General features: G+C 35.9%; 9 protein-coding genes. 5 read left to right on the top strand and 4 right to left on the bottom strand.

Annotation, left to right across the window (positions count from 1 at the left end):
- Window positions 1-302: 302 nt before the first annotated feature.
- The gene (locus Q1A60_RS19535) at window positions 303-5,237 is read left to right on the top strand and encodes a leucine-rich repeat domain-containing protein (protein ID WP_299768626.1); all 4,935 of its coding nucleotides are present in this window, start codon (window positions 303-305) and stop codon (window positions 5,235-5,237) included.
- Window positions 5,238-5,372: 135 nt separating this feature from the next.
- Here the strand turns inward: Q1A60_RS19535 and Q1A60_RS19530 are convergent, their stop codons facing one another.
- The 3 genes from Q1A60_RS19530 to Q1A60_RS19520 form a co-directional block, all read right to left on the bottom strand.
- Window positions 5,373-5,867 carry a DinB family protein gene (locus Q1A60_RS19530; protein WP_299768622.1) on the bottom strand — a complete coding sequence of 165 codons (495 nt, stop codon included), beginning with the start codon at window positions 5,865-5,867 and terminating at the stop codon, window positions 5,373-5,375.
- Window positions 5,868-6,081: 214 nt separating this feature from the next.
- Window positions 6,082-7,293 carry a 2-oxoglutarate dehydrogenase complex dihydrolipoyllysine-residue succinyltransferase gene (gene odhB, locus Q1A60_RS19525; protein WP_299768619.1) on the bottom strand — a complete coding sequence of 404 codons (1,212 nt, stop codon included), beginning with the start codon at window positions 7,291-7,293 and terminating at the stop codon, window positions 6,082-6,084.
- Window positions 7,294-7,440: 147 nt separating this feature from the next.
- Window positions 7,441-10,200 carry a 2-oxoglutarate dehydrogenase E1 component gene (locus tag Q1A60_RS19520; protein WP_299768616.1) on the bottom strand — a complete coding sequence of 920 codons (2,760 nt, stop codon included), beginning with the start codon at window positions 10,198-10,200 and terminating at the stop codon, window positions 7,441-7,443.
- 111 nt (window positions 10,201-10,311) lie between these two features.
- Here Q1A60_RS19520 and Q1A60_RS19515 point away from each other — a divergent pair, with 111 nt between their 5' ends.
- Window positions 10,312-10,848: a hypothetical protein gene (locus tag Q1A60_RS19515; protein ID WP_299768613.1), complete on the top strand. Its 537-nt coding sequence runs from the start codon at window positions 10,312-10,314 to the stop codon at window positions 10,846-10,848.
- On the opposite strand, the gene Q1A60_RS19510 is transcribed toward Q1A60_RS19515, so the two are convergent.
- Window positions 10,845-11,819, bottom strand: coding sequence for a polyprenyl synthetase family protein (locus Q1A60_RS19510; protein WP_299768611.1), 975 nt, complete (start codon window positions 11,817-11,819; stop codon window positions 10,845-10,847). The two genes, Q1A60_RS19515 and Q1A60_RS19510, sit on opposite strands and share 4 nt — an antisense overlap.
- Window positions 11,820-11,946: 127 nt before the next feature.
- On the opposite strand from Q1A60_RS19510, the gene Q1A60_RS19505 reads away from it, so the two are divergent.
- From Q1A60_RS19505 to Q1A60_RS19495, 3 genes are all read left to right on the top strand, one after another.
- On the top strand, window positions 11,947-12,486 hold the full coding sequence (locus tag Q1A60_RS19505) for a hypothetical protein (protein ID WP_299768608.1): 540 nt from the start codon (window positions 11,947-11,949) through the stop codon (window positions 12,484-12,486).
- Window positions 12,487-12,698: 212 nt separating this feature from the next.
- Window positions 12,699-13,304 carry a TetR/AcrR family transcriptional regulator gene (locus Q1A60_RS19500; protein WP_299768606.1) on the top strand — a complete coding sequence of 202 codons (606 nt, stop codon included), beginning with the start codon at window positions 12,699-12,701 and terminating at the stop codon, window positions 13,302-13,304.
- Entirely contained in the window at window positions 13,304-14,647 is a 1,344-nt protein-coding gene (locus tag Q1A60_RS19495; protein WP_299768603.1) for a TolC family protein, read from the top strand. The genes Q1A60_RS19500 and Q1A60_RS19495 overlap by 1 nt, the downstream gene beginning before the upstream one ends.
- Window positions 14,648-14,730: the final 83 nt, after the last annotated feature.

The following is a 14,730-nucleotide window of genomic DNA, read 5'->3' as shown; positions in this document are numbered from 1 at the left end:
CCATTTTAAAAAAGAGGCTGAACATAGGTTCGGTCTTTTTTAGTTTGACAACTAGTGTGATGAGATTCTGAAATGAATTCAGAATGACGTATTAAGTTGCTTTTAGATAGCTTTTTAAAATCTATATTCTATCCTCTCTTCATTTCCGTGAAGGCGGAAATCTCATATTTTCATCTTCAATTTCGACTTCATTTTTCAACTTCAAAGACTACGTACCCCTACGTAATTTTTGCAGGAGGTACGTATAGGTAAAGAAAACGCTTACACCTACTTTTACATCCTAAACTAACATCCCTATTGTTATGAAAAGAATACTACTTATTATTATTTGCATTACTAGTATCACAAATGCTTTACAAGCACAAGACACCTTTACTAGAGACGATTTAAATTACGAAGTAACATCGACTGTTTTTCCATTTACAGTAAAAGTCACTGGTCGAGCAACTAGTACAAGTAACATTATTATTCCTCCTACTGTAATATATGATGGGACTAATTATACAGTAACTACTATAGGAGAAGCAGCCTTTGACCAAATCCAATTAAATAGTGTTAGTATTCCAAATACGGTAACGACTATTGAAAATATAGCTTTTCGAGAGAGTCTATTAACAAGTATTACGATTCCGGATAGTGTAATTAGTATTGGAGTTGGTGCTTTTACTGCTCATAATTTAATGGGCACTATTATAATTCCTAATAGCGTAGAGACTATAGGTGATGGGGCTTTTTCTGGTATCAGAAATATGAATACCGTTATAATAGGGAATGGTGTGACGAGTATGGGAGCCGGTGCTTTTGCTGGAATTCGTGATAGTAATTTATTTCCTTTAGGGGTAGGTGCAGTCATTTTTGAAAGCCCTAGTAGTTTAACGAGTATAGGACAAAGAGTTTTTGTAAATAATACCTTGACAAGTCTTACCATTCCAAGTAGTGTTGTTAATATAGGTGAAGAAGCTTTTGAAATTGGTGATTTAACAGAGCTTATTATTCCCGATAACGTAAGTAGCATAGGAGCGCGCGCTTTTGCAGGCCACGAATTAATAAATATCAACATCCTTACCAGTTCAGCTAGCATTGGCATAGGAGCTTTTGGTAACAATTCAGCTCTTGTCACAATAAGATCAAATATTGCATCAAATATCCCTATGTACAATTTTTATGTTGATTTTCCAGGAAATGTTACTTTAATAGTACCTAACGGAACTATAAATGCGTACGAAAATGCTGGTTGGGATGCCTTTACTATTCTAGAACAAACATTTACTATTGATGATATAACCTACACCCCAACTTCTCCAACTACAGCAAGTGCTATTGCACATAATAATAATGGTAGCCAAGGAAGTATCACTATTCCATCAAGCGTAACGAATAATGGTACCAGTTTGATGGTAACTAGTATTGGAGAAGCTGCTTTTTTTAATAGTGCTATAATAGAAGGGGTTGTAATACCAAATACTGTAACAAGTATAGGTGCTAGTGCTTTTGAAGGTAATTTTATTAATAGTATTACCCTGCCTAATAGCCTTACGAGTATTGGAGAAAGAGCTTTTTTTCTTAATTCAATAACAAGCGTTATCATTCCAAACAGTATTACAAGTATAGAAGCTAGTACTTTTGGTAACAATTCATCCTTAGAAACTGTTAGTATTCCAAATACGATAACTACTATAGGAGCTAGCGCATTTGTAAATAATGATTTACTAGAAGTTGTGATCCCTGATAGTGTAGAGACTATAGGTGATGGAGCTTTTTTTGGTAATTCACTAGAAGATATCACTCTTGGAAATAGTGTAACCAGTATTGGTTCAAGGGCTTTTGAAGATAATAGAATATTTTTTCTTACAATACCTGATAGTGTAATGAGTATAGGCGAAGATGCCTTTTTAAATAATTCATTAAGAGAAATTAGTTTAGGAAATAGTCTTACCAATATTGGAAATCGTGCTTTTGCAGATAATCCGCTTGTTGATACATTAACTTTACATGTTGAAGAAAATATCCCTACTTATAACACTACTATTTTTTCGGATGAAGCAGGTGGAGACATACGACAAAATATTACCGTAGAAGTGCCTGTTGGAACAAGAGAAGCTTATTTAAATGCAGGTTGGACAGGGTTTAAAACACTTGGAGGAAGATTTACAATAAACAATATAACCTACGAAACAACCAGTCCCTCTACGGTAAAAGTATTTGATTACAATGATGCAGGAGGGACTGTTGTTACGATTCCTGCTACTGTAGCAAATAATGGAGTTAATTATAATGTAACAAGCATAGGTACAGAAGCTTTTTTCCTTAACGGCCTAACAGAGGTAACGATTCCTGATGGTGTAATTAGTATTGAGCAAGCAGCTTTTTTTGATAATAACTTAACAGAAATTACGATTCCGAGAAGTGTAACGAGTATTGGAGGATTTGCTTTTGCTAATAACCCTAATTTAACTTCGGTAAACTCATTTATACCAGACAACATACCTACATATGATAATTACTTTACCTTATCAGCAACAATTATTGAAATAACAGTCCCAATAGGCACAACAGAGGCCTACGAAAGCGCAGGCTGGGACTTAGGGAGTTTTACTTTAATTAGAGAAAGAGAAGCAACTATGTTTACGGTTGATTTTATAACCTATATAGAAACCACACCATCTACAGTAAGTGCTATAGATTATAATGTGGCAGGAGGTACTGTAGTGAACATTCCATCAACAGTAACAAACAATGCTATTGACTATAGTGTAACCAGTATAGGTGCTATTGGAGGAGATGATTTTACCTTTTTTGGTAAAGGTCTAACAGAGGTTACCATTCCTAATAGCATAACGACTATAGGGGATCGTGTTTTTCAAACTAATTCATTAACAGAAGTTACCATTCCAGATAGTGTTACTAGCATAGGAAACGCTGCTTTTGAACGTAATTTACTCGAGAGTATTGATATACCTAACAGTGTAACTGTTTTAGCACGTAATGCTTTTCGATTTAATAGATTAAGCAGTGTTCACTTTGAAGAACCCAGCCAGATTACTAGTATAGAACGAGAAACTTTTGAGGGGCAAGGAGCTGCTCAAGGCGAAGCTTTATTAACAGCAGTTACCATTCCTAGCAGTGTAGAAACTATAGGAATAGCAGCTTTTGGTAGTTGTGGCTTAACTGCGGTAACCATTCCTAATAATGTAACAACTCTAAGCGAGCGAGCTTTTGGTTTTAATCAATTAACAAGTGTTACTATTGGAAATAATGTAACAAGTATAGGTGCTAGTGCTTTTGGATTTGCAGCACCCTCTTCTCCTGGTACGGGTGAGCATAGTGTGACCTTTTTAGGTGCTACTCCTCCTACAATAGAGTCTAATAGTTTTGCACAATTCACCACTCCTAATCGCTCAGATCTTACGCTCACAGTCCCTTGTGATGCATTAGATACTTATACCAATAGTGCTAATTATAACGATTTTCATGCCATTATTTGTCCTAGTATTATGACGACATGGGACGGTTCTATGTGGTCTCCAAATGTACCCGGACAAAATGATATGGCCATCATTGCCGGCGATTATAACACCGCCACAAATGGAAATCTTGATGTAAACACCCTAGAAGTACAAGGTGATACTGCGCTTGCTACGCTTACAATAGCAGACAACACGTATGTGCAAACCCAAGGAGATATCACTGTTAATACTAACGGTGCCATAAATGTAGCTAACGCAGGAAGCATCGTACAGGTAGAAGAAGATGCTGTGACTATCAATAATGGATCTATAGCTGTCGCGAAAACAACCCCAATCATAGACGATCGTAATTTTGTAGCCATGAGTAGTCCCGTTACTGCCGAAGCTAGAGATCGAGTCTATGGAAATTCTAGAGCCGTTTTTAGTATCATACCAAGTAACTTTGTACCTTTTACAATTGACTTTGTGGAGTTCCCAGAATTTGAGTTTTCAGAAAACTTCCTTGATGATAACAATGATTATTTATTACCTGTCACTGGAAGTACTGCTTTACCAAGTGCAGGTATCGGACAACTCATATTCCCACAACCAGAACCCAATGTAGGAGATGGTGCCTATACCCTTACCTATACACAAGATGTCATGAATCCGGGAACCTTAAACTCAGGAACGATTACCGTGCCGATTAATTACAATGGCCCAGCGACTACCAACAACTATAATCTATTAGGAAATCCATATGCTTCGGCGATAGATGTCACTGCTTTTATCAATGCTAATGATGCGATAAACGAAGTGTACTATTGGGATCATATCACCAATCCTACGTCAGACTTACCCGGTTTTGGAACGAGTAACTTCTCTATGAATGATATTTCTATTCGTAATGCCATGATGGGAATTGCTGCCGTAAATGGAGGAACATCTCCTAGTCAGTTTATGGCCTCTGGACAAGGATTTGGCATCAAAGCAGATCAAGCCGAAATGGTTGCTGGAACACCTGTTGTATTTACCAATAGCATCCGTGTTACTGGAAATAATGATGGCTTTAGAAACGCTGAAACCAGTACCGATATTGATAAACTATGGCTCAATTTGACTACAACAGCTTTTGACGAAGCGATTGCACAAACAGGTATTGGCTTTACAACTAATGCCACTCCCGCAATTGACAAAGGGTATGATAGTCCGCGAGTGGGGACCTTCTTGTCCTTATTTACAACCCTAGATTCTGGGGAACTTTTAGGCATTCAGGCAAGAGAAGCTTTTGATCCTGAAATGGAAATTGCGCTTGGTTTTTCAACGTCTATCGAAGAAGCAACACCATACACCATAAGCATTGGCAATCTTGAAGGAATCGCTATAGGAAACGCATCTGTTTTTATCATTGATCATCTGTCAAATACGATTGTTAACCTAAACGAGCAATCCTATACGTTTACGGCTCAGAAAGGGGTATATACAGATAGATTCACGATTGTGTTCCAAGATCGTGACGTATTGAATGCAGGCGAAGAAAGCTTTCGCGAAAGCGTAATTACCCTGTATCCAAATCCATCACAGGGTCAGGTGACACTCGCATATACTGGAACCTCAACTCTTGAAAATGCGGTAATTACTGATGTGAATGGAAAAATCATCAAGCGTATCGATCTAACGAATTTTAATCAAACACAAACCATGGATGTAAGTGAACTTGCCAGAGGGATGTATTTTATGCAGATCACCTCACAAGAAAATACAATTATTAAAAAATTAATCTTACGATAACAGGAAGGGTCTACAACTATGTTGAACACTCATCCTCAAAATGGCTTATTGATTGGGGGATCTTTAAGTCATTTACAAAAAAGACCGAACGTAATTGTTCGGTCTTTTATTGATATAGATGTATACTAAGTTATGTTATATAAGGCTCTCATCTGCAGACGCCACATAACATGCTGGTACTTTTAGATTATTCATGCGTAAGTATACACCTAATTGTGCTCTGTGATGTATCGTGTGGCTAATTATTAAATTACGTATTACATCTTGTTTAGGAGCATTATTTATATAAGTAGTCTCGCCATTTTTTAATGACCAAGGAGCTGTAAGTTGTGCTTCTGGCAATTGACTCAACGCTTCTTTTGCTTGTGTTACATTCGTTTCAAAAAGTTCAATAATTGCTTCTTTTGTTTTGGCAGGCTCAGAAGGTGGTACTTGACTAAAATCAAGACTTGACGCACCCGAAATTGCTGGAACAATAGCTGGAATATTAGCTATATGATTCATGAGTTTTGTTGCATCCATTGATTTCTCGTGAGGTTGGTACGCAAAAAATTCATCCGATATCACGTCAAAAAAACGACGTGTCGTATTCATTTCCTGTTCAAAATTTGCAATAATTGATTCTTTCATATTCTTTATTTTTAGTTGTAGTTTTATATCATCTAAAGATATTGGGTATTTACATTTTTGCAATCTCTTTTATCTTTTTTTACTAGTCAATACACCTTATACTGCTATTAAATTCATACCAATTTCACACATTACTATCTTCTTAAGATAAAATTATTCAACATAAAAAAACCGAGCTAAAAGCTCGGTTTTAAAATAGTATTGTATATAAAGATTACATTTCTAATGCTTTCTTAATATCTCCACCCATTAATATATTAATTGGGTCTTCTAATGCTTCTTTAACAGCTACTAAGAATCCTACAGATTCTTTTCCATCAATGATACGGTGATCATAAGACAATGCTACAAACATAATAGGTGCCACAATGATTTGCCCATCTTTTACAATAGGACGTTCTACGATATTGTGCATTCCTAAAATACCTGATTGCGGTGGGTTAATAATAGGTGTAGATAACATCGATCCAAATACACCTCCATTAGAGATCGTAAAGGTACCCCCTGTCATTTCATCTACGGTAATCTGTCCATCACGCGCACGTATTGCTAAGCGTTTTACTTCACTCTCCACACCTCTAAACGAAAGGTTTTCTGCATTACGAATCACAGGTACCATGAGTCCTTTAGGTCCAGAAACAGCTATAGAAATATCCTTATAATCAAACGTAAGCATCTCCTTACCATCAATCATACTGTTTACCGCAGGATACATTTCTAAGGCTCTTACAACAGCCAATGTAAAGAAAGACATAAATCCTAAACTTACACCATGCTTTGTTTTAAAAGCTTCTTTATATTCTTTACGAAGATCAAAAATAGGTTGCATGTTTACCTCGTTAAACGTGGTAAGCATCGCCGTTGTATTCTTAGCTTCTACAAGACGTTCTGCAACTTTACGACGTAACATCGATAGTTTAGTACGGCTTTCTCCTCTAGCACCAGGACCAGGTGTTCCCATAGAAGGTGCTGCTTTTACGGCATCTTCTTTTGTGATACGGCCATCACGACCAGATCCAGACACTTGACTAGCGTCCATTCCTTTTTCGTCAAGAATCTTTTTTGCTGCTGGACTTGGAGATCCAGACGCATATGTTTTAGTTGCTGGTGCCTCTACTTTAGGAGCGGGAGCTGCTTCTACTTTCTTTTCTGCAGGTGCTTCTTTTTTAGCATCTCCAACTGGTGCTTCGGCAGCAGTGTCTATCAGACAAACTACAGCACCTACAGCGACCTCATCACCTTCTTCAGCTTTTAGTGTAATCACACCACTTACCTCAGCAGGAAGTTCTAGTGTTGCTTTATCACTATCTACCTCGGCAATAGCCTGATCTTTTTCTACATAATCGCCGTCTTCAACGAGCCATTGTGCGATTTCTACTTCGGTGATCGATTCTCCCGGTGAAGGGACTTTCATTTCTAAAACCATAGTTGTTCTAATTACGCTTTCGCGAAAGCGGACTTATTAATTAAACTTCCTCAAAGGAGGAAGTCTCATCCTCTCTTCAAAATTAATGTTTCTTGTTATGAGATCCTTACTAAATTAGAAATCTCATCTATTTATTTACTATTCTTCTTATTGTGCTTGAAAAACACTTTCAATTACTTTTCTATGTCTTGCTTTTGATCGTGTACTACTTCCCGCTGCAGGCGAACTATACACACGACGTGAAGCAACACGTAATTTTACTTGATCAAAATTCATAAGCATATATCCCCAAGCTCCCATGTTTCTAGGCTCTTCTTGTGCCCATACATAATCTGTTACATTAGGATATCCAGCTATAATTTCTTTAATCATATCTTGTGGCAATGGGAACAACTGTTCTATTCGAACAAGTGCAACATCCGTACGACCATTTCCTTCCTTTTTATCATCTCCATCTCTTTCTTTCAAAAGGTCATAATAAAATTTTCCTGTACAAAACACAAGAGAGGTTACTTTCTTCTTATCTACCTGTGCATCATCTATAACCGCCTGAAAACTACCTGTCGCTAACTCTTCTTTTGTACTAACAGCTAATTTATCTCTAAGTAATGACTTAGGGGTAAACACCACCAATGGTTTTCTAAAATTCCATTTCATCTGACGACGCAGTAAATGGAAAAAGTTAGCAGGTGTTGTAATATCTGCCATGATCATATTATCATGAGAGCATAATTGTAAATACCGTTCCATACGTGCACTTGAATGCTCAGACCCTTGTCCTTCATATCCATGCGGTAATAACATTACCAATCCGTTTTGTGTCTTCCACTTTGACTCTGCGGCAGAGATATATTGATCTAACATGATCTGTGCTCCATTTGAAAAATCTCCAAATTGAGCTTCCCAAATCGTTAATGTTTTTGGAGCTGCCATAGCATATCCATAATCAAATCCTACGACGCCATATTCAGAGAGCAGCGAATTGTAGATATCCATATGCCCTTTTACACCTAGTGTGTTGTGAAGATTAACTTCTTCACTACCATCTTCTGTTTTTATAATGGCATGACGATGTGAGAACGTACCACGCTCTACATCTTGTCCTGAGATACGTACATTAAATCCTTCTTCCATTAAACTAGCATAGGCAAGTAACTCACCCATTCCCCAGTCTAATTTATTTACATCTGTATATTGTTTATGACGATCTGCTACAATACGCTCTATCTTACGAATAAACTTCTTGTCTTCTGGCAATTTAGTAATCCCATTTGCTAGTACATCTAATTTCTTTAGATCATAACTAGTATCTATTGGAGTAAGAATATCTTCTAGCGTCCCTAATTCATAATCATTCCAATCATCTGCAAGAATCTCAGTAATAACTGTTTTATCTTTTTTACGAGAAGCTTCTAAATCTTCTTCGAGATCACTTTTATATGTTTTTTCAAGCTCTTTTACATGTCCATCAGCAATCACGCCTTCACTTAATAAACGAGCTGCATAAATATCTCTTGGGCTTTTATGCTTTGAAATTGCTTTGTATAATTTAGGTTGTGTAAAACGAGGTTCATCTCCTTCATTATGACCATATTTACGATATCCTAAAATATCTATAAACACATCACGCCCAAATTCCATTCTAAAATCCAATGCAAATGCAAATGCATGACATACAGCTTCTACATCATCTCCATTTACGTGAAGCACTGGAGATAACGTTACTTTTCCTATATCTGTACTGTAGGTAGATGATCTTGCATCTAAATAGTTTGTTGTAAATCCTACTTGGTTATTTGCAACCACATGAATGGTTCCTCCTGTACGATATCCGTCCAATTGTGACATCTGTACAATCTCATAAACAATTCCTTGACCAGCAACAGCGGCATCACCATGAATGGCTATGGGAAGAATTGCTTTTTCGTTTCCGTTTAATTTTGTGTCAATTTTTGCTCTTGACATTCCTTCTATAACAGCACCTACAGTTTCTAGATGCGAAGGATTTGGAGCAAGATCCATACGAATGTTATGTCCTTTATCGCTTTCGCGAAAGCTTGTCCACCCCATATGGTATTTTACATCTCCATCAAATAATTCATCTTCGTCATATTCTTTTCCGTCAAACTCAGAAAAAATAGCCTCTGGTGATTTTCCAAAGATATTTGCCAGTACATTTAAACGACCACGGTGTGCCATTCCTAATACAAATTGCTGAATTCCTTTTTCAGATCCACGTTCAATCAATGTATCTAATCCTGGAATCATTGCATCCAATCCTTCTACAGAAAAACGTTTTTGTCCTACATATTTAGAATGTAAGAACGTTTCAAAAGATACGGCTTGGTTTAATTTATGAAGAATATGTTTTTTTTCATCTGGGTTAAAAGAAGGATGATTATCATTGGTGTTTAACCAATTTTGAATCCATTGTCTTTCTTCTGGCTTACGTATATACATGTACTCTACCCCAATCGCATCACAATAAATTGCTTCTAGGTGTCGGCGTATTTCGCGTAAGCTAGTTTTTCCTAATCCTAAAATAGAGCCTGCTTCAAATTGTTGATCTAGATCACTATCTGATAATTTAAAATTCTCTAAAGCTAGTGTAGGCTCATATTTACGACGATCTCTTACAGGGTTTGTTTTTGTAAACAAATGTCCACGTGTTCGATATCCGTCTATTAAATTGACTACTCGAAACTCTTTTTTTACATTTTCAGGAATCGTAATTTGAGTACTTCCTACTTCTTCAGAAACAGCTTCACTGCTTTCCATACCAAAGTCAAAACCTTGAAAAAAGGCACGCCAACTAGGTTCAATACTGTCTGGGTTTTGTAAATACTGATCATAAAGCTCTGAAAAATAGGCTGTATGGGCTGCGTTTAGAAAAGAAAATCTATCCATTGTTAGTTATAAGCTATATCTTAATGATATATAGACGTACAAAAATACAATATTTAACATTTTAGGGTATATAATTCCTATATTTATGAGATTATTTTAACAAACAGCCTCATGAAATTTAAAAGTTACCTTTCAATATGCATCGTTTTTGTTCTTTTTTTTAGTTTTCAAAATGATGTACTAGCACAAGAAGACCCATTACCTAAACAAAAAAGTGAGTTTTGGAAAAAAGTTCGCTTTGGCGGTGGTTTAGGATTATCGTTTGGTACAAATAACACACAAGTTACTGTTGCTCCAAGTGCTATTTATCAATATAATCCATATATCGCTTTTGGACCTGGATTAAATTTTAATTATCAAAAGTTTGGTGATTTTTCATCGACCCTTTATGGTGTAAGTGGTATCTTTTTAGCCAATCCAATTCCTGAAATTCAGCTTTCTGCAGAATTAGAACAGCTATTCGGAACACAACGCTTCGAAGATATTCAAGGTGATATTACCAATGATGTAAACAATACAGCCTTCTTTCTTGGTGCAGGTTATCGAATTCAAGGGGTCACAATAGGTGCACGATATAATGTCCTATTTGATAATAATGACGGGATTTATGCCGAAGCTTGGCAGCCTTTTGTGAGGGTTTATTTCTAAACCGTTCTTTTCATAAGGTTATTTCCAAACGCGCGCAATAATTCTTTTTTATCTTCAGATATCTTTACAGTTTCTAAGGATTCAAAAGCTTGTTGTGTATATTTTTCCATTTCGGCTTTTGTCGCTGCTGCGGCACCACTATCTATAAATTGTTGTTTTACTGTTTCTATTTTTTCTGTAGGATCTACAGGTGTTATAGAAAATAAATGTTCTAATTGTTTTGCTTCATCTTTTTCAGATTTCTGCAAAGCAGTGAGGTATAAAAATGTTTTCTTATTTTCAATGATATCGCCACCTACTTGCTTTCCGAATGTTTCTGGATCGCCAAATGCATCTAGGTAATCATCTTGTAATTGAAAAGCAATTCCTAAATCTCTACCATAATTATAAATAGACTCCTGACATTCTGATGACGCACCGGCAACAATAGCTCCCATTTTAAGAGCTGCACCTACAAGAACTGCTGTCTTATATTCAATCATTGTGAGATATTCAGGAATGGTTACATCATCTCTTGTTTCAAAATCTACATCATACTGTTGTCCCTCGCATACTTCTATGGCAGTTTTTGAAAATAATTTTGCCAATTCCTTAAAAATATCACCTTCATAATTCTCAAATAATTGATACGCAAGAATTAACATTGCATCACCAGAGAGTATTCCAGTATTTATATCCCATTTCTCATGAACGGTTTGTTGTCCTCTTCGTAAAGGAGCATCATCCATAATATCATCATGCACTAATGAAAAGTTATGAAAAATCTCTATAGCCAATGCGGCATCTAGCGCTTTTTGATACGGTTGATCAAATAACTCAGTTGCCATGAGTGTCAACACTGGGCGTAATCTTTTCCCACCTAAATCTAAAATATAATTGATAGGGGTATATAAATTTTTAGGTTCCTTATCTAAGGAACGTTTACTGAGATAATCTATAAATATAGATGAGTATTCTAATACAGAAAGCATGCTACAAAAAATTTAAATGCAAAAATAAGACTTGTATCTTTAAAAAACGGTGATTCCTTTTCTATATCTTAGCAACAGTAAATATGAATTTTATAATAAAAACTTTAACGAATCTAAAGCCTGTATAATGACACAAAAACGAGTACACTGTATCTCCCTGTTTTTTATCTTACCACTATTTGTGTCATGTTGGTATGGAAGAAGTGATGATGACAGTTTTCGATGTCTTGATGAATCCTTAAACGGATCTACAAATCAACCGCAACTTTTCTTTATAGAGCCCGAACGGAATATTCATTTTAGTTTTATAACACTTACGGCTAGCATTTCAGTACCAAATACAACTACCTATTTTGGAGATGAAATAAATTTATTACAAGCATCCTCTATCTCTGAAGTTGTTCTTGAAGGTTTTAATCATAAAGATATTACGCTAGGTAATGAAATTAATGTACTAAAAGGCAGACTTGAAGAAGACGGAGCTGCTGTTTTAATATATTCTGAAGCATCAGATAGTTATGAATTACGTTTTGAAATCCTTTTAGAACGATTAGGAGAATATTTCATCTTTAATAATGACGATCTTTCCTTAACCTTCGATACTTTAGAAAATTGTTCTTTTCATATCAATACTTCCTCGCAACGTCGGTTTTTTGTAGAGCAATAAACTGCCATATTCTCACTCATTTTATGTTTATATACTAGTTGAAATTCCTCACTAAGTATACCATCATTTTTATATACTACCGATAGTTCTAGACCCTTGTAATTTTTCTTTTTACGCTTTCGCGAAAGCGTACTCAAATGTTAAAAAATCGTAAAAACTTTGGAAACTTTAATAGTTTTTAAAGTTTCCATTGTACATTTGCATCGCAATATATGAAAGAAAAAATATTACATACAGCCACTGAATTGTTTTTAAATCAAGGATTTAAAAGCATCACAATGGATGATATCGCTAGAGAAATGGCGATATCTAAAAAGACAATTTATAGTCATTTCAGCAATAAAGAAGCTATCATAGAAGCATCTACCGCTGGAATTTTTAATATGATATGCAGTGGTATTGATCTTATCACCGAACATAAAAAAAATCCTATAGAAGAGCTTTATGACATTAAACGTTTTGTTCTAGAACATTTAAAAGGAGAGCGCACTTCTCCTATGTATCAACTTCAAAAATACTACCCAAAAATTCATAGAACCTTGCGCAAAAAGCAATATGACTTTATGCAAGATTGCATGGTAGAAAATATAAACAGAGGGATTGAAGATGGTCTTTTTAGAGAAAATATCAATGTGCAATTTGTGTCTCGTATTTACTTTACAGGAATGACAGGAATAAAAGACGGTGATATATTTCCAGCTTCTGATTTTCCTCCAAATGTCTTATACGATATGTATTTAGAATATCATTTACGTGGTGTTGTAACGCCTAAAGGTCGAAAACTATTAAATAAACTCATACAATCAAATCAAGAATAATGACAAGAATCCTAATCATCTTATTGTTGTTAACTGGGGTCACTATCCAGGCGCAAGACAAAAAAAGCTTTTCTTTAGAAGAAGCTATTGCTTTTGCATTAGACAATAATAAAACCGCAATTAATGCGCGTAGAGATATCGCAAAAGCGATTAAACAAAAATGGGAAACTACCGCCTCGGGACTTCCTCAAATTAATGGAGTCATCGACTACCAAAATCAATTAAAACAGCCCACTGCGTTTATTCCAGCAGAATTTTTTGGAGGAGAACCTGGCACATTTGCACCTGTAGTTTTCGGGACACAACAAAATGCTTCTGCAACAGCAACACTTACACAATTAATTTTTGATGGTTCCTACTTAGTAGGACTACAAGCTGCAAAAGCGTTTCTAAACTTTTCTGAAAACTCAAATGAAAAAACACAATTGGAAGTTCGAAAAGGCGTCATTAACGCTTATGGAAGTGTGCTTATCACTAGAGAGAATATTGCAATTCTCAATAGCAATATCGCTACAGTTAAAAAGAATCTAGATGAAACTCGGATTATTTTTGAAAACGGACTTGCCGAAGAAGAAGATGTAGAACAATTACAAATTACCTATAGCCAATTACTCAATCAAAAAGTAAATGCAGAACGCCTTGAAGGTATTGCTATTCAAATGCTCAACTTAGCAATAGGTGTTGATATCGCTACAGACACACAACTTACAGACACACTCACATCACTTGCAAAACCAGGACTAGGGCTTTTTCAGGACAATCCTGAAATAGAAAAAAATGTAGACTATAAGATTGCTTATAATCTTACAGAGCAACGTTCTTTAGAATTAAAACTAGAACGCAGTAAAGCATTACCTAGTTTAAGAGGTTTTATAAATGTAGGTACTGCAGCAGGGCGTGACATCTTCGACTTCTTTGACAGCGATCAGCGGTATTTTGCATCTTCTATTTTTGGATTGACACTAGATGTCCCTTTATTTAGTTCGGGGGCAAGAAGTGCTCGCACACAAAGAGCAAAAATAGCACTAGATCAAGCAGAAACAGATTTTGAATTTGCACAAGAACAAATCAGACTTGCATATGAACAAGCAAAAAGTCAACATCAACTCGCTATAGACAACTTAGAAGTTTTTAAAAACAACTTAAGCTTAGCAGAACGCATAGAACAAAAAAATCAAATTAAGTTCAAGGAGGGAATTGCTTCAAGTTTTGAATTACGACAAGCGCAAACGCAATTATATGCAGCTCAAAACTCTGTACTAGAGGCTATGCTAAATATGATTAATTCTAAAGCCGAACTAGAGACAGTATTAAACACACCAGATTACAGAAACAAAAAGTAGTTGAGGAGTTGAGGAGTTGAGGAGTTGAGGAGTTGAGGAGTTGAGGAGTTGAGGAGTTGAGGAGTTGAGGAGTTGAGGAGTTG

Origin of the sequence: uncultured Dokdonia sp., from assembly GCF_947492535.1 — a bacterium.
Lineage (GTDB): Bacteria > Bacteroidota > Bacteroidia > Flavobacteriales > Flavobacteriaceae > Dokdonia.
Note: the sequence above shows the minus strand (reverse complement) of the source record. Positions and strands in the feature narration are given on the sequence as shown.